The sequence below is a fragment of the Pseudomonas sp. genome (assembly GCF_030684895.1).
Taxonomy (GTDB): domain Bacteria; phylum Pseudomonadota; class Gammaproteobacteria; order Pseudomonadales; family Pseudomonadaceae; genus Aquipseudomonas.
This window is the reverse complement of record NZ_JAUXXP010000014.1, coordinates 39,256-63,999: the sequence shown is the minus strand read 5'-3', so window position 1 is coordinate 63,999 and position 24,744 is coordinate 39,256. Positions and strand designations below refer to the sequence as shown.

General features: G+C 62.3%; 21 protein-coding genes. 11 read left to right on the top strand and 10 right to left on the bottom strand.

Annotated features, from left to right (window positions below; genetic code table 11):
• Positions 1-218 precede the first annotated feature (218 nt).
• Positions 219-542 (bottom strand): DUF1820 family protein, encoded by a 324-nt coding sequence (locus Q8M42_RS02910; RefSeq protein WP_090249225.1) that lies wholly within the window; start codon positions 540-542, stop codon positions 219-221.
• Positions 543-677: 135 nt separating this feature from the next.
• Here Q8M42_RS02910 and miaB point away from each other — a divergent pair, with 135 nt between their 5' ends.
• The 5 genes from miaB (at position 678) to lnt (ending at position 6,282) form a co-directional block, all read left to right on the top strand.
• Positions 678-2,003, top strand: coding sequence for a tRNA (N6-isopentenyl adenosine(37)-C2)-methylthiotransferase MiaB (gene miaB, locus Q8M42_RS02905; RefSeq protein WP_304866648.1), 1,326 nt, complete (start codon positions 678-680; stop codon positions 2,001-2,003).
• 177 nt (positions 2,004-2,180) lie between these two features.
• On the top strand, positions 2,181-3,185 hold the full coding sequence (locus tag Q8M42_RS02900; RefSeq protein ID WP_304866651.1) for a PhoH family protein: 1,005 nt from the start codon (positions 2,181-2,183) through the stop codon (positions 3,183-3,185).
• Positions 3,178-3,636, top strand: coding sequence for an rRNA maturation RNase YbeY (gene ybeY / locus Q8M42_RS02895; protein ID WP_304866654.1), 459 nt, complete (start codon positions 3,178-3,180; stop codon positions 3,634-3,636). The genes Q8M42_RS02900 and ybeY overlap by 8 nt, the downstream gene beginning before the upstream one ends.
• 185 nt (positions 3,637-3,821) lie before the next feature.
• A complete protein-coding gene (locus Q8M42_RS02890) occupies positions 3,822-4,661 on the top strand; it encodes an HlyC/CorC family transporter (protein ID WP_304866656.1) in 840 nt (279 codons plus the stop codon).
• Between the two features lie 100 nt (positions 4,662-4,761).
• On the top strand, positions 4,762-6,282 hold the full coding sequence (gene lnt, locus Q8M42_RS02885; RefSeq protein WP_304866659.1) for an apolipoprotein N-acyltransferase: 1,521 nt from the start codon (positions 4,762-4,764) through the stop codon (positions 6,280-6,282).
• A gap of 245 nt (positions 6,283-6,527) precedes the next feature.
• Here the strand turns inward: lnt and Q8M42_RS02880 are convergent, their stop codons facing one another.
• From Q8M42_RS02880 to Q8M42_RS02865, 4 genes are all read right to left on the bottom strand, one after another.
• A complete protein-coding gene (locus Q8M42_RS02880) occupies positions 6,528-7,433 on the bottom strand; it encodes a biotin-dependent carboxyltransferase family protein (protein WP_304866662.1) in 906 nt (301 codons plus the stop codon).
• Positions 7,430-8,107: a 5-oxoprolinase subunit PxpB gene (gene pxpB / locus Q8M42_RS02875; protein WP_304866664.1), complete on the bottom strand. Its 678-nt coding sequence runs from the start codon at positions 8,105-8,107 to the stop codon at positions 7,430-7,432. The genes Q8M42_RS02880 and pxpB overlap by 4 nt, the downstream gene beginning before the upstream one ends.
• Entirely contained in the window at positions 8,104-8,847 is a 744-nt protein-coding gene (locus tag Q8M42_RS02870; RefSeq protein ID WP_304866667.1) for a 5-oxoprolinase subunit PxpA, read from the bottom strand. Before Q8M42_RS02870 ends, pxpB begins: the two co-directional genes overlap by 4 nt.
• 226 nt (positions 8,848-9,073) lie before the next feature.
• Entirely contained in the window at positions 9,074-11,596 is a 2,523-nt protein-coding gene (locus tag Q8M42_RS02865; RefSeq protein ID WP_304866670.1) for a sulfite reductase flavoprotein subunit alpha, read from the bottom strand.
• Positions 11,597-11,867: 271 nt separating this feature from the next.
• Between Q8M42_RS02865 and Q8M42_RS02860 the strand changes: the two genes are divergently transcribed.
• The 4 genes from Q8M42_RS02860 to Q8M42_RS02845 are packed head-to-tail and all read left to right on the top strand — an operon-like array spanning position 11,868 to position 15,547.
• Positions 11,868-12,467 carry a PepSY-associated TM helix domain-containing protein gene (locus Q8M42_RS02860; protein ID WP_304866673.1) on the top strand — a complete coding sequence of 200 codons (600 nt, stop codon included), beginning with the start codon at positions 11,868-11,870 and terminating at the stop codon, positions 12,465-12,467.
• A 10-nt stretch (positions 12,468-12,477) separates the two neighbouring features.
• Positions 12,478-12,990 carry a DUF2271 domain-containing protein gene (locus Q8M42_RS02855; protein ID WP_304866675.1) on the top strand — a complete coding sequence of 171 codons (513 nt, stop codon included), beginning with the start codon at positions 12,478-12,480 and terminating at the stop codon, positions 12,988-12,990.
• Between the two features lie 32 nt (positions 12,991-13,022).
• Positions 13,023-13,898, top strand: a complete 876-nt coding sequence (locus Q8M42_RS02850; protein WP_304866678.1) for a DUF4198 domain-containing protein — start codon at positions 13,023-13,025, stop codon at positions 13,896-13,898.
• A 29-nt stretch (positions 13,899-13,927) separates the two neighbouring features.
• The gene (locus Q8M42_RS02845) at positions 13,928-15,547 is read left to right on the top strand and encodes a sulfite reductase subunit alpha (protein ID WP_304866680.1); all 1,620 of its coding nucleotides are present in this window, start codon (positions 13,928-13,930) and stop codon (positions 15,545-15,547) included.
• A 241-nt stretch (positions 15,548-15,788) separates the two neighbouring features.
• On the opposite strand, the gene Q8M42_RS02840 is transcribed toward Q8M42_RS02845, so the two are convergent.
• The 4 genes from Q8M42_RS02840 to Q8M42_RS02825 form a co-directional block, all read right to left on the bottom strand.
• On the bottom strand, positions 15,789-18,053 hold the full coding sequence (locus Q8M42_RS02840) for a TonB-dependent siderophore receptor (protein WP_304866783.1): 2,265 nt from the start codon (positions 18,051-18,053) through the stop codon (positions 15,789-15,791).
• 100 nt (positions 18,054-18,153) lie between these two features.
• Complete coding sequence (locus tag Q8M42_RS02835) at positions 18,154-19,263, bottom strand: alpha-hydroxy acid oxidase (protein ID WP_304866786.1); 1,110 nt, start codon at positions 19,261-19,263, stop codon at positions 18,154-18,156.
• A gap of 5 nt (positions 19,264-19,268) precedes the next feature.
• Positions 19,269-19,949, bottom strand: a complete 681-nt coding sequence (locus Q8M42_RS02830) for a Fe2+-dependent dioxygenase (RefSeq protein ID WP_304866683.1) — start codon at positions 19,947-19,949, stop codon at positions 19,269-19,271.
• Between the two features lie 201 nt (positions 19,950-20,150).
• Positions 20,151-21,314: a type III PLP-dependent enzyme gene (locus Q8M42_RS02825; RefSeq protein WP_304866686.1), complete on the bottom strand. Its 1,164-nt coding sequence runs from the start codon at positions 21,312-21,314 to the stop codon at positions 20,151-20,153.
• A 477-nt stretch (positions 21,315-21,791) separates the two neighbouring features.
• On the opposite strand from Q8M42_RS02825, the gene Q8M42_RS02820 reads away from it, so the two are divergent.
• Complete coding sequence (locus Q8M42_RS02820; protein ID WP_305283278.1) at positions 21,792-23,375, top strand: peptide chain release factor 3; 1,584 nt, start codon at positions 21,792-21,794, stop codon at positions 23,373-23,375.
• Between the two features lie 139 nt (positions 23,376-23,514).
• Here the strand turns inward: Q8M42_RS02820 and Q8M42_RS02815 are convergent, their stop codons facing one another.
• Positions 23,515-23,901: an endonuclease domain-containing protein gene (locus tag Q8M42_RS02815; RefSeq protein ID WP_304866692.1), complete on the bottom strand. Its 387-nt coding sequence runs from the start codon at positions 23,899-23,901 to the stop codon at positions 23,515-23,517.
• A gap of 49 nt (positions 23,902-23,950) precedes the next feature.
• Between Q8M42_RS02815 and Q8M42_RS02810 the strand changes: the two genes are divergently transcribed.
• Entirely contained in the window at positions 23,951-24,736 is a 786-nt protein-coding gene (locus tag Q8M42_RS02810; protein ID WP_304866694.1) for a TatD family hydrolase, read from the top strand.
• Positions 24,737-24,744 lie beyond the last annotated feature (8 nt).

Below are 24,744 nucleotides of genomic sequence, written 5' to 3'. Positions count from 1 at the left end.
GCTGGAACTGCAGAACGCCGACACCTTCACCTCGCCGTTTGCCCCGCTGCCCTGATACAACCCATCTAACACGCTTAGACGCTGCGTAATATCTCGCGAGCTAGAGCCCTGCAAGGCGAAAACAGGCGAGGAAGCGGAGTGTACTTTTGTACATGAGCATTCCCGAGTCTGTTTTCAACGCAGCAGGGCCGACGCGCAGCAGATCGTATGCCGACTGCTTACTTATCCGGCATGGGCATAGGAAACGGCATCACATTGCCGCCGCCCTTGGCCTCGCTGATCTTCGGCGTGCCCAGGCGCTCGACTTCGTCGATGCGGATGATCGCGTGCATGGGGATAAAGCTGCGCACCACACCGTCAAACTGCGCCTTGAGCTTTTCCTCGCTGGGATCGACCACCACTTGGGTGCGCTCGCCAAAGACGAACTCCTCCACTTCCAGAAAGCCCCACAGATCGCTTTGAAAAATCTGCTTGGCGTACATCTCGTACACCTGACCCTGGTTGAGGAAAATCACCTTGTAGATGGGTTCGCGCTTGCTCATGGCTATGCAGTTCGTACCGAGGGGTTAATTGAAAGGGCGCGGATCATAGCATAGCCGCCTAGCAGCCAACGCTAGGAACCCGAGCCTTCGGCCTCTATAATACGCGGTTCTTCGAATCACCCTTTTTGAGCGCGCATGACCAAGAAGCTTTATATCGAAACCCACGGTTGCCAGATGAACGAGTACGACAGCTCGCGCATGATCGACCTGCTGGGCGAACATCAAGCCCTGGAAGTCACCGAGAAGGCCGCAGACGCTGACATCATCCTGCTCAACACCTGCTCGATCCGTGAAAAAGCCCAGGACAAGGTGTTCTCACAACTCGGCCGCTGGCAAAAGCTGAAGATTGCCAACCCCGACCTGGTGATTGGCGTCGGTGGCTGCGTAGCCAGCCAGGAAGGCGCGGCGATTCGTGATCGCGCGCCCTACGTCGACGTGGTCTTCGGCCCGCAAACGCTGCACCGCCTGCCGGAAATGATCGACGCCGCGCGCACCACCAAGATCGCCCAGGTCGACATCAGCTTCCCCGAGATCGAGAAGTTCGACCGCCTGCCCGAGCCGCGCGTCGATGGCCCCAGCGCCTATGTGTCGGTGATGGAAGGCTGCAGCAAGTACTGCACCTTCTGCGTGGTGCCTTATACCCGTGGCGAAGAAGTCAGCAGGCCCATGGCCGATGTGCTGGGTGAAATCATCCACCTGGCCGAACACGGCGTGCGCGAAATCACCCTGCTCGGGCAGAACGTCAACGGCTACCGTGGCGCGACCCAGAACGGGCAGATCGCTGATTTTGCCGAGCTGCTGTATGCCGTCGCCGCCATCGATGGCATCGACCGTATCCGCTACACCACCAGCCATCCGCTGGAATTCTCCGACGCACTGATCCAGGCCCACGCCGAGATCCCCGAGCTGGTGAAGTACCTGCACCTGCCAGTGCAATCGGGCTCCGACCGCATTCTCGCGGCGATGAAGCGCAACCACACCGCGCTGGAATACAAGTCGCGCATCCGCAAGCTGCGCGCCGCCGTGCCGGACATCCTGATCAGCTCGGACTTTATCGTCGGTTTCCCCGGGGAAACCGAGAAAGACTTCGAGCAGACCATGAAGCTGGTCGAGGATGTCGGTTTCGACTTCTGCTACTCCTTCGTCTACAGCTCGCGCCCCGGCACCCCTGCGGCGGACCTGCCAGACGACACGCCGCTGGAGCTGAAAAAACAGCGCCTCGCGCTGCTGCAACACCGCATCACCCAGCAGGGTTTTGAGAACAGCCGACGTATGGCCGGCACCGTGCAGCGCATCCTGGTTAACGATTACTCGAAAAAGGACCCCGGCATGCTCCAGGGCCGTACCGAGAGCAATCGGGTGGTCAACTTCCGCAGCGATAACCCGCGCCTGATCGGTCAGTTTGTCGATGTGCATATCGACGAAGCCATGCCCAACTCGCTGCGCGGCACTTTGCTGTAGGGTGGATGTCGTTTTTTACATCCACCATGGCTGCGTGATTGGTGGATGGGTGAGGCGTCATCCACCCTACGCGAACGGCTCTGCAACAGATTGCTGGCGGCCCGAGCTTCCCCCTCGCGGCCGCTAGCGCTATTCTTCGTTTCACTACCCCAGCCGACTGGCGGCCATCACACGACCTTGAACGCACCCATAGAACCACTCCGCTTTATCCTTGAACCCTTTGAGGCTCGCCGCTTCGCTAACCTGTGCGGCCAATTTGATGAGCACCTGCGCCTGATCGAGGCGCGCCTGAGCATCGAATTGCGCAACCGCGGCAACCAGTTCGAACTGGTCGGCACCGCCGGTCAGACCCGCGCTGCCGAGCAGCTACTGCGCCGCCTCTACCGCGAAGCCGAAAACACCGAACTGTCGCCCGACCTGGTGCACCTGTTTCTGCAGGAGTCCGGCATCGAGGAAATGAGCAACCCGACCGTCGAAGCCAGCGTCGCCCTGCGCACCCGCAAGGGCATGATTCGTCCACGCGGGGCCAACCAGCAGCGCTACGTCAAAGCCATTCTCGACCACGACATCAACTTCGGCGTTGGCCCGGCCGGTACCGGCAAAACCTACCTAGCCGTGGCCTGCGCCGTGGATGCCCTGGAGCGCGAGCAGATCCGCCGCATCCTGCTGGTGCGTCCGGCGGTAGAGGCTGGCGAGAAACTCGGTTTCCTCCCCGGCGACCTGTCGCAGAAGATCGACCCCTATCTGCGCCCGCTGTACGACGCACTGTATGAGATGCTCGGCTTCGAGCAGGTGGCCAAGCTGATCGAAAAACAGGTGATTGAAGTCGCGCCACTGGCCTATATGCGCGGCCGCACACTGAACAACAGCTTTATCATCCTCGACGAAAGCCAGAACACCACCCTGGAACAGATGAAGATGTTCCTTACCCGCATCGGCTTCGGTTCCACCGCAGTGATTACCGGTGATATTACCCAGGTCGATCTGCCGCGCGGCACCAAAAGCGGCTTGACCCACGTCATCGACGTGCTGCGTGACGTCCCCGGCATCAGCTTCACCCACTTCAAGCCCAAGGACGTGGTGCGCCACCCACTGGTGCAGCGCATCGTCGAAGCCTACGAGCGCTACGACAACCGCATGCACGGCAAACTGGATGACGAGCAGGATGAGCGCAATGCTTGAGCTTGACCTGCAGATCGCCAGCGACGCCGCCAACCTGCCGAGCGAGGCGCAGTTGCGCACCTGGTGCGCGATTGCCCTGCGCCAGCGCAGCGCCGACTCCGAGCTGACCATCCGCCTGGTCGATGAAGCCGAAGGCCGCGAGCTCAATCACACCTGGCGGCATAAAGATTACGCCACCAACGTACTATCCTTCCCTGCCGATGTACCTGATGAAATGCTGGACATCCCACTGCTCGGTGATCTGGTGATCTGCGTGCCGGTGGTTGAACGCGAAGCCCAGGAACAAGCGAAAACCAGCGAAGCGCACTGGGCGCACCTGGTGATCCACGGCTGCCTGCACCTGCTCGGCTACGACCACATCGAGGATGAAGAGGCCGAAGAGATGGAAGCGCTGGAACGAGAATTGCTCGCCGAATTGGGTCACCCCGACCCCTACGCCGACCACGAATAAGAGGGCACCTACAAACTACTGCGCTCGGCCATACTGCGTTGCACTCAGTCTCAAATGCTCATGTACAACTCGTACACTCCGCTTTTCGACTGAGCGCGCCTTGCCTGGCCATCGCTCGCTACGTTTGTAAGTACCCTCTAAATAGAAGCCCAACTGAAATTACAAAAGGTTCCTGAGTAACCACCATGAGCGAAGACCGATCGAGCAACGAGCAGAAGTCCTGGTTTAACAGACTGACCCAGGCTTTTGCTCATGAGCCGAAAAACCGCAAGGAATTGCTGGAAGTGCTGCGCGAAGCGCATCAGAACAAGCTGCTCGACAGCGAAGCACTGGCCATCGTTGAAGGTGCAATTCAGGTCGCCGACCTGCAAGTTCGCGACATTATGGTGCCGCGCTCACAGATGATGAGCATCAAGGCCAACCAGACGCCCAAGGAATTCCTGCCCTCGATCATCGAAGCCGCGCACTCGCGCTACCCCGTGGTGGGCGAAAGCCTCGACGATGTGGTCGGCATCCTCCTGGCCAAGGATCTGCTGCCGCTGATCCTCTCGGGCGAACAGCCCAACTTCAACATCAAGGACCTGCTGCGCCCGGCCACCTTTGTGCCCGAGTCCAAGCGCCTTAACGTGCTGCTGCGTGAATTCCGCGCCAATCACAACCACATGGCCGTGGTGATCGATGAGTACGGCGGCGTTGCCGGCCTGGTAACCATCGAGGACGTGCTGGAGCAGATCGTCGGTGATATCGAAGACGAACACGACGTGGAAGAAGACAGCTACGTCAAACCGCTGCCCTCCGGCGATTTTCTGGTCAAGGCGCTGACGCCGATTGACAGCTTCAACGAAGCCTTCGATACCGAGTTCTCCGATGACGAATTCGACACCGTCGGCGGTCTGGTGATGAGCGCCTTCGGCCACCTGCCCAAGCGCAACGAAGTCACCCAGATCGGCGAATTCCGCTTCCGCGTACTCAATGCCGACAGCCGCCGTATCCACCTGCTGCGCCTGAGCCCGGTTAGTAACTGACATACGCTGGCCACCTGAAACGGTGGCCAGCTCGCAACACTTCCCCCGCCTGCTCTGCCGCTTTACCCTTGCGCCACCTCAATCCAAGGACCTGCATGCAATGCACTGGATAACCCGACCTGGCTGGCCCGGCAACCTGATCGCGCTGCTGGCAGGCGCTATCACCCCGCTGGCGCTGGCGCCTTATGACCTGTGGCCGCTGGCCACCCTCTCCATCGCCCTGTTCTACCTCGGTTTGCGTGACCTTACGCCGCGTCAGGCGGTGCTGCGTGGCTGGAGTTATGGCTTTGGCGTATTCGCCGCCGGCACCAGTTGGGTGTATGTGAGCATCCACGATTACGGCGCGGCCTCGCCGCCCCTGGCAGTCTTCCTGACCCTGCTGTTTGTCGGTGGGCTCGGTCTGCTGTTCGCCCTTAGCGCCTGGGTCTGGACGCGCTGGCTACGCCGGGTCGAAGCGCCGCTGGCCGACGCATTGGCCTTCGCCGCCCTGTGGCTGGCGCAGGAAGCCTTCCGCAGCTGGTTTCTCACCGGTTTCCCCTGGCTGTATGCCGGTTACAGCCAGCTGGATGGCCCGCTGGCCGGCCTGGCCCCGGTGGGCGGTGTGTGGCTGCTGTCATTTGTCCTGGCGCTAAGCGCCGCGCTGCTGGTGAACCTGGCGCAACTGCGAGCGCGCAAGGCGTTTCTCGCCATCGGCGTTGTGCTGCTAATCGCCCCGTGGATCGCCGGCATCGCCCTCAAGAATCACGCCTGGACCCAGCCATTGGGCGAACCGCTGAGCGTGTCGGCCATGCAGGGCAATATCGAACAGAACATGAAGTGGGACCCCGAGCAGCTCAACGCGCAGCTCGCGCTGTACCGCGACATGACCTTCAGCGCCAAGCCGACCGACCTGATCGTCTGGCCGGAAACCGCCATTCCGGTGCTCAAGGACCGCGCCCAGGGCTATCTGGGTGTCATCAATCGCTTCGCCAACGAGCGCAATGCCGCGCTAATTACTGGCGTGCCGATTCGCCAAAGCAACGAGCGCGGCGAACAACGCTACTACAACGGCATCAGCGTGGTTGGCCAGGGCAGCGGCGATTACCTCAAGCAGAAGCTGGTGCCGTTCGGTGAATACGTGCCGCTGCAGGACGTGCTGCGCGGGCTGATCGCCTTCTTCGACCTGCCGATGTCCGACTTCGCCCGTGGCTCCGCCGAGCAGAGCCTGCTGCAGGCCAAGGGCCATTCGATTGCCGCGTTTATCTGCTACGAAGTGGTCTACCCGGAGTTCTCCGCTGGCCTGGCCGCGCAGAGTGACCTGCTGCTGACCATCAGCAACGACACCTGGTTTGGCCGCTCCATCGGCCCGCTGCAGCACCTACAAATGGCGCAGATGCGCGCTCTGGAAGCCGGGCGCTGGATGATCCGCGCGACCAACAACGGCGTCACCGCGCTGATCGACCCACAAGGCCAGATCACCACGCAACTGCCGCAGTTTGAGCAGGCGGTGCTGTATGGCCAGGTGCAACCGATGCAAGGGCTCACGCCTTACCTGTACTGGCGCGGCTGGCCGATGTTGATCATCTGCCTGCTGTTATTTGCCTGGGCGCTGCTGGCCAGCCGTATGGCCAAAACACTGTAGCAACCTGCGCACCCCGCTACTCGTAGGGTGGGTTAGGCCGCGCCCGCTCCCGGCGGGCTTGCGGCATTCACCCCATCCATGGGGATTGCGCACACCCGTAGGCTATAAGCTGCTGCGTTGCCCGTTGCGCCGTAACCCACCAGACGGTTGAAAGGCCGACTACCGCTTGGTGGGTTACGCCGCGCTCCAGCCCCGCATAGGCTTCCACATCGCGGTCATGCGCTGCTAACCCACCACAAAAGCGCCTATATCCGACGAAAGAAGCGGTAGAACTCGCGCAGCTCAGCCTGCGCGTCGCCGATGCTGACCGGGGTGAAACGCAGCGGATGGTGCGCCGGGCACTGCGCCAGACGGCCTTGATCGAGCGGGTGCAGCCAGCCGAGCAGCGGATAACCGCCCATGCTCTGGTGATCGGCCTGCAGGATGATCGGCTGACCATCCGGCGGCACCTGAATCGCTCCCCGACCAACCCCCAATGACCACTGCCGCACGGGCGGCTGCATGGCCTCGCCGAGCAGCCGCGCGCCCATGCGGTCGGAGTGCGGGCTGAGCTGCCAGGTCTGGGCGAAAAAGCCCTGCAACTGGTCTTCCTCGAAACTCGCCGCATCGCCGCCGGTAATCACCCGCAGCAAGGGTTTGCAGGCGTAATCCGGCAGATAGGGCCAGGGCACGCTGACGCCGTGAGTGAAATGCGCGGGCCGGCAGGCCAGTAGACCTCCCGCCTGCACCGCCTGACCCAGCCCTTCGCGCAGCTGCACGCTGACGCTGCCCAGAACCGGTGCGGCAATAAAGCCGCCGGCCACCGCCAGGTAGGCGCGCTGGCCGCTGCGGGCAAAGCCCAGGCGCAACTGCTGGCCTTTGCGCAATGGCAAACGCGTCCACAACGGCTGCGGCTGATCATCCAGGCTCAGCGGCACCTGCGCGCCGCACAGCGCCACCCAGGTGTCGACCTCGGCCTGCAGCTCGACGCCGCCCAGGGCGATTTCCAGCAGCGGCGTGCCCCAGGGATTGTTCAGCAGATGATTGGCCCAGGCCGCGCCATGCCAATCCAGCGGCCCGGCTGGCGATACGCCAAGGTGTTGCCAGCCCAACCGCCCGGCATCCTGCAGCAGGCTCTGCGGCCCTGGCTTGAGCACCCGCAGGCCGCTCATAACTGACCGCCTTCGCGGATATAGTCGCGCTCATCGATGCTGCGAAAACGCACCCGATCACCCAGCACCAGCGGGCATGGCGGCGTTCGCGCGGCGTCGAACAGCGACCAGGGGCAACGACCAATCAGGTGCCAACCACCGGGCGAGCTGTGCGGGTAGATCGCCGTCTGCCGCTCGGCAATCGCCAGGCTACCGGCCGGCACGGCGATACGCGGGGTCGCGCGGCGCGGCAAGGCCAGGCGCGCGTCCAGCTCACCGAGGTAGGCAAACCCCGGAGCAAAACCAATCGCGCCAACGCGGTACTCAGTCGCCGCATGCAGTTCGATCACCTGAGCGACACTAAGCTGACACAAGCGCGCGACCTCGGCGAGGTCTTCACCGTTATACCAAATGGGGATGTCATGCAGCCGCCCGGCCTGCGCGACAAAGGGCTCGGCCAGCCAGCGCTCCAGCAGCGGTTTGAGCCGCTCGGCCAGCTCCAGGTGATCGGTACGCGTCAGGTCATAGTGCAACAGCAGGCTGGTCCAACCCGGCACCAGGTCGGTGAGGTCCTCGTCCAGCTCGCTACGGATGCGCTCGGCCAGCACGGCGATACGCTGCGGCAGCTGCGCATCCGGCTGTTCGGCCAGCACCAGCAGCAGCGCTTCGGCACCGGCCGGTTCGAGGCGGATCATAGAGTGTCCAGGCTGGCCCGCAAACGCCGCAGCACGGCCAGGGAGTCGGCGTTATCGCCATGCACGCACAGGCTGTCGGCGCGCAGCTGCAGCGGCTTGCCATCGATATCGGCAAACGGCTCACCGCGGGCAATCGCCAGGGCCTGCTGGAAAATCCGCTGCGGATCATGGTGCACCGCGCCGCTCAAACGCCGGGGCGCCAACTGACCATCGGCCAGATAGGCGCGGTCAGCAAAGGCCTCGAACATCAACGGCACATCCACAGCATCGGCCAGGCGCAGCTCGCGGCTGTTGTCGGCCAGCGCCAGCACCATCAGCGGCAAGCCCTTGCGGTAACTGGCGCAGGCCTCCAGCACCGCACTCAACAGCGCATCGTCACGCACCAGGTCGTTGTACAACGCGCCATGCGGTTTGACGTAGGCCAGCTGGGTGCCGGCCGCGCGGCAAAAGGCCTCCAGCGCGCCGAGCTGATACAGCACCAGCGCGGTGACCTCCTCTGGCGAGCAGGCGATATGCCGCCGGCCGAAACCGAGCAGATCAGGATAGGCAGGGTGCGCACCAATGCTCACCCCATGCTGCACCGCCAGGGCGACGGTGCGTTGCATAGTCAGGGGGTCGGAGGCATGAAAGCCACACGCCAGATTGGCCTGATCAATCAGCGGCATGGCATGCACGTCATCGCCCATGCGCCATACGCCGAAGCTTTCACCCATGTCGCAGTTGAGCTGGATTGTTTTCATGCCCGTCAGCTTAGAGCCACAGATGGAGCGCTACCAGTCTGAATGCAATCCGCGGCCACCTTCTCGCCAACCGCGAATTTCATTGCTCATGGCTATCTCGCAGGAACGGCAGGGGCACATAGCCCATGCTCGCAGTATTTTCGGCCGGCCCGTAGACTGGATAAGCCTTGGCGCAATCCGGGACGACATCCCCCCCGGATTGCGCTGCGCTTATCCAGGCTACATCTCAATACACGTCGCGGCGATAACGGCCCTCTTCGCGCAGTGTGTTGACTGCGGCTTCGCCCAGTAGCTCGTGCAGCACTTGATCCACCCCGGCGGCCATACCCTCGAGGCTGCCGCAGACGTAGAGTGCGGCGCCCTCGGCCAGCCACTCATGCAGCTGCTCGGCGGACTCACGCAGACGATCCTGCACATAGACCTTGGCGGCCTGATCGCGGGAGAAGGCCAGGTCCAGCCACGCCAGGTCGCCGCTGGCCAGCCAGCCCTGCAGCTGCGTCTGGCAATAGAAGTCATGCGCGGCATTGCGCTCGCCGAACAGCAGCCAGTTAGCGGTGTGACCCGCGACGATCCGCGCCTTAAGCAGGCTGCGCAGCCCGGCCAGGCCGGTGCCATTGCCGATCAGGATCAGCGGCCGTGCATCGTCCGGCACATGGAAGGCGCTGTTACGCCGCACCCGCGCCAGCAATTGGCCGTGCAGCGCAGCGCCTTCGGTCAGCCAGCCGGAGCCGAGGCCCAGCGAGCCGTCTACATGCCGTTCCTGGCGAACGATCAGTTCGAGCTCGCCGTCGCTGGGCAAGGAGGCGATGGAGTATTCGCGCGCTGCCAACGGCACCAACGCATCCAGCAGAGCTTGAGCATGCAAGCCAACCAGATGGGTGAACGGCTCGGGTAACTGTTTACCGCGCAGCGCCTGCTGCAGCGACTGCGTCAGACCGTCGAGACTGACCGTTTGCTTGCCGTCCACTGCATGGGTTTGCAGCCAGGCCTGCACGGTAGCGGCGTTGTGGCGCGGTGGCACTTCGAGAATATCGCCGGCATTCCAGTTGCTCGGCTGTTCAGCGCGCAATGCCAGCAGATAGGTCGGCGCGCCCTGGCTGCCGGGGTTAAGCAGTTCGCGGCGCGTCAGCGTCCACAGGCCATAGGGTGTTTCGCTCTGCTGCAGCGGCTGGGCGCCGGTCAGTTCGCCGAGCCGACGCTGCCAACTGGCCAGCGCCGTGGTGTCGGCGGCGTCTACCTGCACCGCATCGAACAGGCTGCGCGCGCCCTGCCGCGCCAGCCAATCCTGCACCCGCAGGGCAAAACCGCAGAAGTGCTGATACTGACGGTCACCGAGGGCCAGCATGGCGTAACGCAGATTCGGAAGATCCAGAGTTTGGCCGAGCAGCTTGCGCTCGAAGCCGCGCGCGCTGTCCGGCGCCTCGCCGTCGCCAAAGGTGCTGAGCACGAACAGCGCGTTGTGCGCCTGGCGCAGCATCTGTTCATTGAGTTTAGCCAAGGGCTGCACGCTGACGGCCAGGCCGGCGGACTGCAACTGGCCGGCGGTTTGCCAGGCCAGCTGCTCGGCAAAGCCGCTCTGGCTGGCAAAACCAATCAACCAGCCCTCGCCCGGCCCTGCGCTCGGCTGCAGCGCGCCGCGCGCCTGCAGCATTGCGCGCTTCTTGCGCCGACGATCGAGGTACAGCGACCAGCCGGTGATGGCGAACAACGGCATGCTCAGGCTGGCGAGGAACATCAGGATGCGTCCGGGCAGGCCGAAGTAACTGCCCACGTGCAGGGCATAGATGCTGGTCAGCAGCTGATCACCAAACGCCTGCTGGTCATAGCGTTTGTGCTGCTTCACCGCGCCGCTTTGGGCATCCAGGCTGAGCGAGTTGAAGGCACGCTCATGGGGCGCGTCTTCACGCCTATAGAACACCGTCACCGGCTGCTTCTCAGCGGCCGGCAAGCGCAGGCTGTAGCCACTCAGCTGCGGCCCGGCGGCCTGCTGCAGGCCGGCCCAGAGCGCCGGGTAATTCACCTCTGGCACGGCCCCGGCAGCTGGCCGGCCGCCGCGATTGCGCTGCTCGCCAGCAGGCTCGCTGGTGAGCAGCGCGGTCAGCCCTTCGCGGTACCAATCGTAGGACCAATACAGCCCGGTCAGCGCCGCGCACAGGTAGAACGCCAGACACCAGGTGCCGGCCACTGCATGCAGATCCCAATTGAACGCACGGCCGCGCTTGGCCCAGTCCAGGCTTAGCCAAACGCGCCAGTTCAAGGCCTGACGCGGCCAGCGCAGGTAGAGGCCGGAGAGGCAGAAAAAAATCAGCGCCAGGGTGCTGGCGGCGGTGATCTGCTTACCGTACTCGCCCATGGCAAGAAAGCGGTGCAGATCCACCATCAGGTCGAAAAAGCCCTGGCCACTCGGTTCGCCCAACAGCTCGCCCGTGTAGGGGTCGAAATAGCGTGATTCACCACGGCGCTCGCCCGCAGGCGGTGCGAAGCCTACTCGCCCGGCGCGCTCGGCACCCGCTTCCACATTCAGGCGCACCACGCGCTGCTGGCTGGCGGCCTCGATACGCGGCACCAGCACGTCAGGCGACAGCACGCCGCTGGCGCGCACTTCAACCTGCAACACCTCGGGGTTAAACGCGCGCAGCAATTCGTCCTGAAACGAATAGGCCGCTCCGGTCACGCCCATCAGCGCCAGCACCAGCCCGGCACTGATGCCGAGCAGCCAGTGCAGTTGGAAGAGGATTTTCTTCAGCATGTTCAAAACCCGAATAACAACCGGCCATTAACGAGCATGGCTGCGTGATTAACCGATTCCGCGACCGTCAGCACAGGGCAAGCGCTAGAGAGCGACGAGTGTTTAGGCGGCGCACAATACATAAGTTGCAAATTAGTTGCATTAGCAATCGTATTGACGACCAACTCGAAAGCTTCAGGCTTATCGATAACGTATAGGCTTTGTAAATATTTACCATTTGCATCAAGACCTTTATAGAATTGCCCTCCTGTTTCCTTCTCACGCGAATTCCATGAACGGCTTCCCCTGGCTCGGCACCCTACGGCAATGGCATTGGATCAGCTCGGCGCTATGCCTGGCGGGCATGCTGCTGTTTGCCGTGACCGGCATCACCCTCAACCATGCCGCGCAGATCGAGGCCAAACCTCAGGTTGTCAGCCATCAGGCGCAACTGCCCGAGGCTCTGCAGATCGTGTTGCAAGACAAACAGCCGAGCCAGGGATTACCGCTGGATCTGCGTCAGTGGCTAGAAGCGGAACTGGCGATTCGTCTGGATGGACGCGACGCCGAATGGTCGGATGGCGAGTTGTATATCGGCCTGCCGCGCCCCGGCGGCGATGCCTGGCTAAGCCTGAATATCGAGTCCGGCGCGCTGGAGTTCGAGTCCACCGACCGTGGCTGGATCGCCTACCTGAATGACCTGCACAAGGGCCGCAACACCGGTACGGCCTGGTCCTGGTTTATCGATGCATTCGCCGTACTGAGCCTGGTGTTCTGCCTCAGCGGCCTGTTGCTGCTGCAACGCTACGCCGGTAACCGCCCCAGCACCTGGCCAATGCTCGGCCTTGGCCTGGTGCTACCCGTTCTGCTGGCCTTGCTGTTTATTCACTAAGGACGTCCTGATGCCGAAACGCTTGCTGCTGCCCCTCTGCGCCCTGTTGAGCGCGCCCGTTCTGGCTGCCGAGTTGCAGCTTGAGGTGGAAATTCCACGCCTGCAGGTGGCCGAGTACCACCGCCCCTATATCGCCATCTGGCTGGAGCAACCGGACCAGCAGCACGTCGCCAACCTGGCGGTGTGGTACGACCAGAAGCTCAAGGACAAGGAAGGCGAGAAGTGGCTTAAAGACCTGCGCCAGTGGTGGCGGCGCAGCGGCCGTAGCCTGGAGATGCCGGTCGATGGCATCAGTGGTGCAACCCGCGCTGTGGGCAAACACAGCCTGAGCTTCAGCAGCGCCGACGCCCCCTTCAAGCAACTGGCACCTGGCGAGTATCGCCTGGTAGTGGAAGCCGCCCGCGAAGTCGGCGGTCGCGAACTGTTGCGCCTGCCCTTCACCTGGCCACCGCAGCAAGCCGCCGAACACAGCGCCCAGGGCAGTAGCGAGCTGGGCCAGATCAGCCTGCAACTCAAGCCTTGACCTTCAGCACCCACTTATTAAGGAAGACCGCCATGCACCCACTGGTAAAATGGACCGCCCTGACCCTGACCATCTGCCTGCCGCTGTCCGCCCAGGCCCATCGCGCCTGGATGCTGCCATCGGCCACCGTGTTGTCCGGTGAAGACCCCTGGGTCACCGTGGACGCGGCCGTATCCAATGACTTGTTCTACTTCGAGCACTTCCCGCTGCGCATCCAGGGCATTGGCAACCTCGACAGCGCACCTGTCGGCGGCCCACCCGGCATGCGTCCACGCCCAGCAGCGGTGCTGCAGCTGTTTGCTCCAGACGGCAGCGCCGCCAAGGCAGAGAATGGCAGCATCGGCCGCTACCGCAGCACCTTCGACCTGCACCTGACGCAGAAAGGCACCTACAAGCTGGCCATCGCCAACAGCGGCCTGTTCGCCAGCTGGAAAGAAGGCCAGGAACACAAGCGCTGGATGGGCAAGGCCGAAGATTTCGCCAAGCAGGTGCCGACAGGCGCAGCCGAGCTGAACGTGGCGCAGAACAACAGCCGCATGGAAGTCTTCGTCACCTCCGGCAACCCGACCACCGGCGTGCTGAAAACCACCGGTGTCGGCCTGGAGCTGGCACCGATCACCCACCCCAACGACCTGTTCGCCGGTGAAGCAGCCGAGTTCAGCCTGCTGCTCGATGGCAAGCCGGTCGCCGGTGTGGAAGTCAGCGTGATCCCCGGCGGCAACCGCTACCGCGATGAGCTGGGCGAGATCAAAACCACCAGCGACGCCAACGGCAAGATCAGCATCACCTGGCCGAACGCCGGTATGTACTGGCTGGAAGCCGAGCTGAAAACCAGCGAAGGCGTCAGCGCCCCGGCCACCGAACGTCGCGCCTCCTACAGCGCGACCCTGGAAGTGCTGGCGCCCTGATGCACCCGTAGCCCGGATGTAATCCGGGGATGATCTCCAACGGCCATCCCGGATTGCATCCGGGCTACGCCACCGATGCTGGTCAGCCCACCTTGATCGCCTTTACCGCGCTTCGCCCCCCTCTGCGCCACTGGCCACTGCCAAGCTGCCTGCTACTGACCGGTCTGCTGCTTTGGCTGCAACCGGCGCGCGAACTCAGCGCCGCACTGATCAGCGCTACCTATCTCGCGCTGTGCTTGCACTACTGCTGGCCGCAGCGCCGCCACCCACACACAGCCCAAGCTGGCGAACTGTTGATTGCCTACGCCAGCCAGGGCGGTCAAGCACAGTTGCTGGCCGAACGCAGCTGCACGCAACTGCTCGCCAGCGGCAGGCCGGCGCGCTGTATCACCCTCAATCAGTTGAGCAGCACGCAGCTGGCAACCCTCGAACGCCTGCTACTGGTGGTCAGCACCTATGGCGACGGCGAAGCACCGGACAACGCCGCACGCTTTGAGCACATGCTGCTCAGCCAGCCCGCGCTGCCGCAGCTGCACTTCGCCATCCTCGCCCTGGGCGACAGCAGCTACCCGCAGTTCTGCGCCTTTGGCCAACGCCTGCAACAACGCCTGCAGGCACTCAAGGCGCAGCCGCTGTTCGACCTGCTCAGCGTCGATTGCCTGGACGCCGGCACCCTGCGCCACTGGCAGCAACAGCTCGGCCACCTCAGCGGCGACAGCGATTTTGTCGACTGGCAGCCGGCGCACTACCACCCCTGGCAACTGGATCAGCGTAACTGCCTTAACCCCGGCAGTGTCGGTGCGCCGATCTTCCACCTGAGCCTGAGCAGCACGGCAGCAGTCGACTGGCGCGCCGGCGATATTGCCGAAATCGGCCCACGCCACGCCCCGCAACGGGTTAGCGATTGCCTGCAGCAACTGGGGCTTGAGCCGCACACTCGCCTGGCTAACGGCCAGTTGCTAAGCGATGCCTTGAGCACGCTGCATCTACCCACATCCCGACCTGATAAAAACGCCATAGAACAATGGCTGGCTGAGTTGACGCCCCTGCCGCACCGCGAATATTCGATTGCTTCCAGCCCCGACAGCGGCCAGCTTGATCTGCTGGTACGCCTACAATCTCAGGCCGATGGCAGCCCAGGCCTGGGCTCGGGCTGGTTGTGTGAGCATGCCGCAGTGGGCGGTACGCTTGATCTGCGCGTCCGCCGCAACCCCGGCTTCCACGGCCCGGACGCCGCCACGCCACTGATCCTGATCGGCAGCGGCAGCGGCCTTGCCGGCCTGCGCGCGCACCTGCAGGAGCGCGAAGCCAATCCACACTCACGCAACTGGCTGCTGTTCGGCGAACGTAACGCTGTCTACGACGCACTGCTGATCGACGAGCTACGCGCCTGGCAACACAGCGGCCACCTCGCACGCCTCGACCTCACCTATTCGCGCGACGGCAACCCGCAGCACTACGTGCAGGACGCCCTGTGCGACGCCGCCAGCACCCTGCACGCCTGGCTGGCCGACGGCGCCGCCATTTACCTGTGCGGCAGCCTCGAAGGCATGGGCCGCGACGTCGACGCTTGCCTGCGCCAACTGCTGGGTGATGAGCAGCTGAAACAGCTAAGCCAGAGCGGCCGCTATCGGCGGGATTTGTACTGAGGACAAGCCGGTCGGCTGGTTTAGCCGCCACCCAACCCTTGCGCAATACCGCGGCCTTAGCCGCACTGCCTCCGATTGCGGGGCAAAGACTCGACAACAAGAGCCGAGCATCCCGGCAAAATCCCGCTTAGCCTCGTTATATAGCCTGCACAAAACAAAACCCCGACCACTGCAGGCAGTGGCCGGGGTTTTGCGTGAAACGTTTCTGTCGGTGCAACCCGAAGGCAGCACCAGCACACACTTAGAAGCGGTAAGTCGCCGACAGTACCGCCGAACGCGCAGCGCCATACTCAACAGCCGAAGAACGTGCAGCCGTGGTGCCCGCACCGGCGGTGGTACCCACTTGAGTGCGCACGCTCTCAACATATTCCTTGTCGAACAGGTTGTTGAGATTCAGCTGAAGATCCAGCTCTTTGTTGACCTGGTAACCGAGCATGGCGTTGTGCAGCCAGTAGGCATCCAGCTTGACCCCATCGTTGGAGGCGGTGAGGTTGCGCTCACTGACATAGCGAGCGCCGTAACCGACGCGCCAGCCAGCCGGCAGCTCATAGGTGGTCCACAGATTAAGCGAGCGTGGCGGGGTGTTGGCCAGGGCCTGACCTTCACGCGCGATCCCTGCAGCGGTGTCGGCCGCCTCCAGCGTTTCACTGTCGAGGAAGGTGTAGTTGGCGTAAACATTCCACTGATCGCTGATACGCCCACTGGCGCCCAACTCAACACCCTGCACGCGCTGTTTGCCGGCCAGTTGGGTCGAACCATCGACCATGGTTTCGCGGGCATTGCTCTTCTCTACCCGGAATACTGCGGCATCAAGCCCCAGGCGGTTGTCGAGAAACTCCCACTTGGTACCCAACTCCCAGGTTTTGTTCTTTTCCGGCGCCAGGTCTTCAGTCGCCGCAGAAAGACCTGCACCGCTGGTGGCCAGGTTCTCGGCCGACGGGTTGAACGAGTCGCCATAAGCCACGTAGATACGTCCGTTATCTGCCGGCTTGAAGGTCAAGCCGGCGCGCTTGCTCAGATGCTCATCGCTGGAGTTGAAAGAGCTGCGGGCATTGGTCGCCAGGGTGTGATCATCGGCATCACCGTCCACCCAGTCGTAACGTAGGCCGAGGTTCAGGTCCCAGTAGTCATTCAGTGCGATGGTATCGAACGCGTATAGCGCACGGTCAAGCAGGCGCGTCTCGATCTTCGCGCTATCGGCCTTATTGGTCGGACCATTCCAGCGGCCTGGCGGATTACTCAGGTCATAGCCGGTATCGGGGAACACCAGACCATAGGAATAGGTCGTGCGGTCATAGGTCTCACGCGACAGTTCAACACCGGTAACCAGGGTATGCGCCAGGCCCAGGGTGGCGAAGTTGGCAGTCAGGTTGGTCTGGTTGATCAGCATTTTGCTGGTGACATCGCGACCATAGGCTTGCGGGCCTGCCGGTAGATACTTACCCGGCGCCAGGATTGGCCCAAGGCCACCGGTACGACGACGATCCAGATTGACGTGCGACGCAGAGATGACCGTGTCGCGATGGATCTCCGAGTACCGAGTCAGGTTCTGCAAACGCAGGCTGTCATTGAAGTCGTGTTCCAGCTTGACGGTGAAGGCATTGCTGTCGATCTCTTCCTTATCTAGATTGCGCCAGCCAAAGAAGCTCTCGCGATCCACACCTGCCAGGCGCTTGCCGTTGATTGCCGGTACACCGTAATCAGGCAGGTTATCGTCCGTCTGATGGAAGTAGCTGAGGGTCAGTCGCGTAGAGTCACTCAGGCCCAGCAACAACGAAGGCGCGATGCCCCAGCGCTGGCGGTCAACATCATCACGGCCCGGCACATCGTTCTCATGGGCCATCAGGTTGAGGCGAAACGCGCTGCCACTGCCCACGCCATCCAGGGTCTGGTTGCTATCCAAGGTCAGGCGGTGATAACTGTCAGTACCCAGACTGGCACCGATCTCGGTGAAGTCGCGCTGGCGCGGCTGTTTGCTGACCTGGTTGATGCTGCCGCCGGTGGTGCCGGAGCCGCCAAAGACCGAGTTGGGGCCCTTGATGACCTCTACAGAGTCGATATTGAAGGTGTCGGTACGGTTGTTCTGCGAGCTGTCGCGCAGGCCGTCGATCTGCATGTTGGAGTTAGCGCTGAAGCCGCGGATGTTGATGCTGTCGCCCGAACCACCGCCCCCCTCACCAGCGTTGAAGGTGATGCCGGAGACGTTGGCCAGCACCTGTTTCATGCTCAACGCCTGCTGTTCCCTGAGCAACGCCTGCGGCACCACGGTGATGGTCTGCGGGGTATCGAGCAGCGGCACAGCGTACTTGGCTGAGGACGAAGCTTCGGTCTTGTAGCCTTCATCCTGCTGACCCTTGACCGTTACGCTGCCCAGCTCAACCGGCGTCTTGGCCTTTTGTGGCGCTTGCTCAGCGGCCATACCAGCACCCGCCCAGGACGCGATAACCAGACCAATGGCCGAAGCCAGAACACGACGCTGCGGCAGGCTGCCGACTTGTTTACCCATACCCATAAGAACCACCCCCAGATCAAAACGAGGCGTGATTCTATTTGATAATCAATATCAATCAATAGAGATTTACACTTTTATTCGTACTTAGTTCCGTTCAGCGCACGCTTTTATCCAGCAGACAATGGTCACCAATACTGGCCAGGTCACGGCAGCCAGTCAGCGTCATGGCCACTTCCAACTCAGCACGCAGCAGCTGCACCACATGCGCCACCCCGCTCGCCCCGGCAGTAGCCAGGCCATAAATATAAGGCCGCCCGACCAATACGGCATCGGCGCCCAAGGCCAAGGCCTTGAACACATCCGTGCCACGGCGAATACCGCCATCGAGCAGCAGCGGCACGTGCCCCTGCACTGCGGCGGCGATGTCCGCCAGCACTTCGATGGTTGCAGGCTGGCCATCAAGGGTGCGCCCGCCATGGTTGGAAACGATGATACCGTCGACGCCTTCGGCCACCGCGCGCTGCGCATCTTCGGCAGTCATCACGCCCTTGAGCAGAATCGGCAGATGCGTCAGTGAGCGCAGCCATTGCACATCCGCCCAGCCAGGCGCTGCCGCCAGTAACGCGCCACCGAGCAACAGGCCGCCACTGGGTGGCGCACGTTCATGCAACGGCTGCATGCCGCGCAGATTGACCGCCTCGACGCCCTCGGGCAGGCAGAAACCCGCGCGCTGTTCGCGGTTGCGCATGCCATTGACCGGCGCATCCACCGTCAGCACCAGCGCCTGATACCCCGCGGTTTCGGCGCGCTTGACCAATGCCTCGGTAAAGGCCCGATCCGCCTGGATATACAGCTGAAACCACAACGGGTTGTGCGCCTGTTCGGCCACCGCTTCGAGCGATACACTGGCCTGGGTGCTGAGCACCATGCCAGCCTGCACCGCCGAGGCCGCCAGCACCGTAGCCAGCTCACCGTCGGCATGGGCCAACTGCTGATACGCCACCGGCGCGAGAAAGATCGGGTGCGCAAAGGTCTGGCCGAACAACTGCAGATGGGTATTGCCGCCACTCAGATCGGCCAACACCCGCGTGCGCAAGCGAATACGCTGAAACGCCGCCTGATTTTCCGCCAGTGTCAGTTCATCGGCCGCACCGCCGGCGATATAGGCCCAGGCCTGGGCGCTCATGCGCTCGCGGGCCAGGGGTTCATAGTCCGCCACAGCGGCAACGCTCGGCGGAATCTGCGTCAGTTTCGGCAGCGGCATACCGGTCATGTATTGGCCCACTGGCGCAGCAGGTTGTGATAAACCCCGGTCAAACGCGCCAGCTCGGCACTCTCCGGCACCTCAAGGGTCAGCGCCTGAATCGCCCGATCCAGCTCCAGCAATAGGCTGCGCTGGGTGTCATCGCGCACCAGGCTCTGAATCCAGAAGAACGCCGCATAGCGTGTCCCCCGGGACACCGGCTCAACCCGGTGCAGGCTGCTGCCGGGATACAGCACCAGATGCCCGGCAGGCAGCTTGACGCGGTGGCTGCCGTAGCTGTCCTCGACCACCAGTTCGCCACCCTCGTACTCATCCGGCTCACTGAAAAACAGCGTGGCCGACAGATCACTGCGCACCCGATGCGGCGTGCCCGGCACGCTGAAAATCGCGTTATCAATATGATTACCGTAGGTGCCACCGCCGCTGTAACGGTTGAAACGCGGCGGCAACACCTTCAGCGGCAAGGCGGCTGAGACGAACTGCGGATGGTTGCCCAGGCGCTGCACAATAAAGTCGCCAATCTGCACCGCTAACGGATCATCCTGCAGCAATTGCTGATTGCTCTTGGCCTTGATCGCTTGGTGCCCTGCCGTCAATCGGCCATCCTGCCAGTTGGCCTGTTCAAAGGCCTGACGGCATTCGCGCACCTGCTCGGGCGTCAGCACATCGGCAATGCTCAACATCATGACTCGCTCTCCTCACCGGCCGCCTCAGCGCCCACCGCCAAACAACTGCGAATGATTCTAAATAGCTGAGACGCACTATGACAGCGCCGCGCGCGCAATCCATTGATCCAAGCCAGCGACAAAGCAAAATATGGCCCGCAGAAACAAACAAGGCGCTCGTTTGCACGAGCGCCTTGTTGGGCCAGCGGTAACGCGCAGGCGTTACAGGTAGAACGACTTCAGCGGCGGGAAGCCGTTGAATTCCACCGCGCTGTAGCTGGTGGTGTAGGCGCCGGTAGACAGCCAGTACAGGCGGTCGCCGATAGCCAGGTTGAGCGGCAGGCCGTATTTGTAGTTCTCGTACATGATGTCGGCGCTGTCGCAGGTTGGGCCAGCGATCACCACCTCTTCCACTTCGCCTTTCTTCTCGGTCCAGATCGGGAACTTGATCGACTCGTCCATGGTTTCGATCAGGCCGCTGAACTTGCCCACGTCCACGTACACCCAACGCTCGACGGCAGTACGCGACTTGCGTGCAACCAGCACCACTTCGCTGACCAGGATGCCGGCGTTGGCGATCAGCGAGCGGCCCGGCTCCAGGATGATTTCCGGCAGGTCGTCGCCGAAGTCTTCCTTAAGGAAACGGATGATTTCCTCGGCGTAGGTTTCCAGGCTGTTGGTGCGGGTGATGTAGTTGGCCGGGAAGCCGCCACCCATGTTGATCAGCTTGAGGACGATGCCGTCTTCTTCTTTCAGGCGCTCGAAGATCACCTTGACCTTGGCAATCGCCGCATCCCATACCGAGATGTCGCGCTGCTGCGAACCGACGTGGAAGGAGATGCCGTACGGCACCAGGCCCAGGTCACGGGCAAGGATCAGCAGGTCCATGGCCATGTCGGTCTGGCAGCCAAACTTGCGCGACAGCGGCCAATCGGCCGTGGTCGAACCTTCGGTGAGGATGCGCACATAGACTTTCGCACCCGGCGCGGCCTTGGCGATATTGCGCAGGTCGGCTTCCGAGTCGGTGGCGAACAGGCGCACGCCCTTCTCATAGAAGTAGCGAATGTCCTTGGATTTCTTGATGGTGTTGCCGTAGCTGATACGGTCGGCACTGACGCCACGATCCATCACCTTGTCCAGCTCGTAGATCGAGGCGATGTCGAAGCTGGAGCCTTTTTCCTTGAGCAAGTCGATGATCTCGACCGCCGGGTTGGCCTTGACCGCGTAATACACCTTGGCGAAGTCGAAACCGGCGCGCAGGTCATCGTAGGCCTGGCTGATGATCGCGGTATCGATCACCACGAACGGGGTTTCCTGGGTGTCAGCGAACGCCTTCATGCGCTGAAAAGTAGCGGGTGCGTAGTAGTCTTCGACCTTGATCGACATGCTTGGGACTCCAGTTGGCGGAACCAGTTAAAACGCTTTCAGTCAGGCAAGCGCTGCACAGCAGTCGCTTACCCACCATTTAGGGATGCTCGGCGGTTAAACCACGCGAGCCGAACGTCTGATCAGTTTCCCCACTTTGGTTCGCCTACTTCCCAAGGCATGTCGCCGAGTACCCCAAGGGTCTCTCGTCGTCAGTACTTGAGCCGGATGGATCGTTGCCAGCATGGACGTTCGGGCGCGAACTTTAGGGCCATGGGGGGCTGAGATCAATCAAAAAATGCCGTGCTTTTGACCCCCTTTGTCGCCTTATTGATTGATCGTTTTATATTCAAAACAAAACGTCAGGAATGCTGCACAAAGCGCGGAAAAACCGTGGTTTTGCGCTCTGACTACAGGTCGCCGCGCTGACCGACGTTTACCGTTATAATCGCCGCCTTTTTTGACAGACCGACTATTCAGTCGACGGGTTCCCGCACAATGACCATCCAGGCCACCGAAGTCGGCAAACGCCGTACATTCGCGATCATCTCTCACCCCGACGCCGGTAAAACCACCATTACCGAGAAGCTGCTGCTGATGGGCAAGGCGATTGCCGTGGCCGGTACGGTGAAGTCGCGTAAATCCGACCGTCACGCGACCTCCGACTGGATGGAATTGGAAAAGCAGCGCGGTATCTCCATCACCACCTCGGTGATGCAGTTCCCCTACCGCGAACATATGGTCAACCTGCTCGACACCCCGGGCCACGAAGACTTCTCGGAAGACACCTACCGCACCCTGACTGCAGTAGACAGCGCGCTGATGGTGCTCGACGGCGGTAAGGGCGTTGAGCCACGCACCATCGCCCTGATGGATGTGTGCCGCCTGCGCGACACACCGATTGTCAGCTTTATCAACAAGCTCGACCGCGATATCCGCGACCCGATCGAACTGCTCGACGAGATCGAAGCGGTCCTGAAGATCAAGGCCGCGCCAATCACTTGGCCGATTGGCTGCTACCGCGACTTCAAGGGCGTGTACCACCTGGCCGACGACTACATCATCGTCTACACCCCGGGCCACGGCCACGAGCGCACCGAGACCAAGATCATCCAGCACCTCGATTCCGACGAGGCCCGCGCCCACTTGGGTGACGAGTACGAGCGTTTTATCGAGCAACTGGAACTGGTGCAGGGCGCCTGCCACGAGTTCAACCAGCAAGAATTCCTCGACGGCCAACTGACTCCGGTGTTCTTCGGCACCGCGCTGGGCAACTTCGGCGTAGACCATGTACTCGACGCGGTGGTCGACTGGGCACCCAAGCCGCTGGCGCGCGTGGCCAACGAGCGCACCGTGGAACCGGTGGAAGAGAAATTCAGCGGCTTCGTGTTCAAGATCCAGGCGAACATGGACCCCAAGCACCGCGACCGCATCGCCTTTATGCGCATCTGCTCGGGTAAATACAGCCAGGGCATGAAGATGCGCCACGTGCGCCTGGGCAAGGACGTGCGCATCGGCGACGCCCTGACCTTCTTCTCCCGCGAGCGTGAGATGCTGGTCGAGGCCTATGCCGGCGACATTATCGGCCTGCACAACCACGGCACCATCCAGATCGGCGACACCTTCACCGAAGGCGAAGCACTGGGTTTTACCGGTATCCCGCACTTCGCCCCGGAACTGTTCCGCCGCGTGCGCCTGAAAGACCCGCTGAAATCCAAGCAACTGCGCCAGGGCCTGCAACAGCTGGCCGAAGAAGGCGCGACCCAAGTGTTCTTCCCCGAGCGCAGCAACGACATCATCCTCGGCGCAGTCGGCGTGCTGCAGTTCGACGTGGTCGCCAGCCGCCTGAAAGAAGAATACAAGGTCGAGTGCGCCTACGAGCCGATCACCGTCTGGTCGGCGCGCTGGATCGACTGCAGCGACAAGAAGAAGCTTGAGGAATTCAGCAACAAGGCCGTGGAAAACCTCGCCCTGGACGGCGGCGGCCACCTCACCTACCTGGCCCCAACGCGGGTCAACCTGGCACTGATGGAAGAACGCTGGCCGGACATCAAATTCCGCGCTACGCGCGAGCATCACTAAACCGCACCACCCTCTCCCCAACCCTCTCCCGCCTGCGGGAGAGGGAGCCGAACGCGGCAAGCCGTCGATCTGCAGCCTATCTCACGTGCGTTGGCGACAAGCGATTTTGCGTCATGCATCCCCTCCCAAATCAACGCGGTCAGCTCCCCTCGCCCGTTTGCGGGAGAGGGGCTGGGGGAGAGGGTTGCTTTTGCTCCACCCACAAACGTAATCGCTCAAGCACAGCATCCGTCTGCTGCAGCATTTCATGGTTCCAAAAACGCAGCACAGTAAATCCCTGCTCTTTGAGCCAACAGTCGCGCCGCTGGTCATAAGCCAATTGCTCTGCATGCTGACCACCATCCAGCTCAATGATCAGACCTATCTCCAAGCAAACGAAATCAACAATGTAAGAACCTAGCGGCTTCTGCCGCTTGAACTTCAGCCCCATGAAGCGATGGGCGCGCAGTTGATACCAAAGACACCGCTCTGCCTCGGTCATCTCACGCCGCAACGCTCTGGCACGCTCCCTCATCAGCCCGCCCATAAGCTACCCTGCTCCCTGCAAAGACCACTGTTTGAGCAAACACTAGACCATGCACCTGATTGACACCCACACCCACCTGGACTTCCCCGACTTCGACGCTGATCGCCGCGAGCTGCTGGCCCGCTGCCGCGATCTGGGCGTCGAGCGGCTGGTGGTGCTGGGTGTGCATCAGGCCAACTGGCAGCGGGTATGGGATCTGGTAGAGGCCGAAGACAGGCTGTACGCCGCCTTCGGCCTGCACCCGGTTTACCTGGATGAACACCACCCCGAGCACCTGAGCGAACTGCATGATTGGCTGGCACGCTGCGCAGGCCACTCCAAGCTCTGCGCGGTGGGCGAGATTGGCCTGGACTACTTTCTCGAACAGCTGGATCGCGCGCAGCAGCAACAGCTGTTCGAGGCGCAGCTCAAACTGGCCATAGAGTTCGAGCTGCCCGCCCTGCTGCACGTACGCCGCGCCCATGCGGCGACCATCGCCACGCTGAAACGTCTCAAGCCAGCGCGGGGCGGCATCATCCATGCCTTCGCCGGCAGCTACGAGGAAGCGCGCGAATACCTCAAGCTCGGTTTCAAACTCGGCCTGGGCGGCGCACCGACCTGGCCGCAGGCCTTGCGCCTGCGCAAGGTGGTGGCGCAACTGCCACTGGATGCCATCGTGCTGGAAACCGACTCGCCCGACATGGCCCCCGCCATGCACCCCAGCCAACGCAACAGCCCGGAATACCTGCCAGATATCTGCACAGCCCTGGCCGAGTTACGCGGCATCAGCGCCGACGAGCTGGCCAGCGCCAGCAGCCGTAACGCAGCAGAGTTGTTTGGCTGGGCGCCTGCCTGAGCGACAGC

What these genes read in the sequence shown, in the direction of transcription:
- miaB (WP_304866648.1), top strand. Translation starts at nt 678, where the DNA reads ATGACCAAGAAGCTTTATATCGAAACCCACGGTTGCCAGATGAACGAG.
- Q8M42_RS02880 (WP_304866662.1), bottom strand. Translation starts at nt 7,433, where the DNA reads ATGAGCGGCCTGCGGGTGCTCAAGCCAGGGCCGCAGAGCCTGCTGCAG.
- Q8M42_RS02815 (WP_304866692.1), bottom strand. Translation starts at nt 23,901, where the DNA reads ATGGGCGGGCTGATGAGGGAGCGTGCCAGAGCGTTGCGGCGTGAGATG.
- Q8M42_RS02890 (WP_304866656.1), top strand. Translation starts at nt 3,822, where the DNA reads ATGAGCGAAGACCGATCGAGCAACGAGCAGAAGTCCTGGTTTAACAGA.
- Q8M42_RS02865 (WP_304866670.1), bottom strand. Translation starts at nt 11,596, where the DNA reads ATGCTGAAGAAAATCCTCTTCCAACTGCACTGGCTGCTCGGCATCAGT.
- ybeY (WP_304866654.1), top strand. Translation starts at nt 3,178, where the DNA reads ATGCTTGAGCTTGACCTGCAGATCGCCAGCGACGCCGCCAACCTGCCG.
- Q8M42_RS02840 (WP_304866783.1), bottom strand. Translation starts at nt 18,053, where the DNA reads ATGGGTAAACAAGTCGGCAGCCTGCCGCAGCGTCGTGTTCTGGCTTCG.
- pxpB (WP_304866664.1), bottom strand. Translation starts at nt 8,107, where the DNA reads ATGATCCGCCTCGAACCGGCCGGTGCCGAAGCGCTGCTGCTGGTGCTG.
- Q8M42_RS02860 (WP_304866673.1), top strand. Translation starts at nt 11,868, where the DNA reads ATGAACGGCTTCCCCTGGCTCGGCACCCTACGGCAATGGCATTGGATC.
- Q8M42_RS02820 (WP_305283278.1), top strand. Translation starts at nt 21,792, where the DNA reads ATGACCATCCAGGCCACCGAAGTCGGCAAACGCCGTACATTCGCGATC.
- Q8M42_RS02830 (WP_304866683.1), bottom strand. Translation starts at nt 19,949, where the DNA reads ATGATGTTGAGCATTGCCGATGTGCTGACGCCCGAGCAGGTGCGCGAA.
- Q8M42_RS02825 (WP_304866686.1), bottom strand. Translation starts at nt 21,314, where the DNA reads ATGTCGATCAAGGTCGAAGACTACTACGCACCCGCTACTTTTCAGCGC.
- Q8M42_RS02910 (WP_090249225.1), bottom strand. Translation starts at nt 542, where the DNA reads ATGAGCAAGCGCGAACCCATCTACAAGGTGATTTTCCTCAACCAGGGT.
- Q8M42_RS02845 (WP_304866680.1), top strand. Translation starts at nt 13,928, where the DNA reads ATGATCTCCAACGGCCATCCCGGATTGCATCCGGGCTACGCCACCGAT.
- lnt (WP_304866659.1), top strand. Translation starts at nt 4,762, where the DNA reads ATGCACTGGATAACCCGACCTGGCTGGCCCGGCAACCTGATCGCGCTG.
- Q8M42_RS02810 (WP_304866694.1), top strand. Translation starts at nt 23,951, where the DNA reads ATGCACCTGATTGACACCCACACCCACCTGGACTTCCCCGACTTCGAC.
- Q8M42_RS02870 (WP_304866667.1), bottom strand. Translation starts at nt 8,847, where the DNA reads ATGAAAACAATCCAGCTCAACTGCGACATGGGTGAAAGCTTCGGCGTA.
- Q8M42_RS02855 (WP_304866675.1), top strand. Translation starts at nt 12,478, where the DNA reads ATGCCGAAACGCTTGCTGCTGCCCCTCTGCGCCCTGTTGAGCGCGCCC.
- Q8M42_RS02835 (WP_304866786.1), bottom strand. Translation starts at nt 19,263, where the DNA reads ATGCCGCTGCCGAAACTGACGCAGATTCCGCCGAGCGTTGCCGCTGTG.
- Q8M42_RS02850 (WP_304866678.1), top strand. Translation starts at nt 13,023, where the DNA reads ATGCACCCACTGGTAAAATGGACCGCCCTGACCCTGACCATCTGCCTG.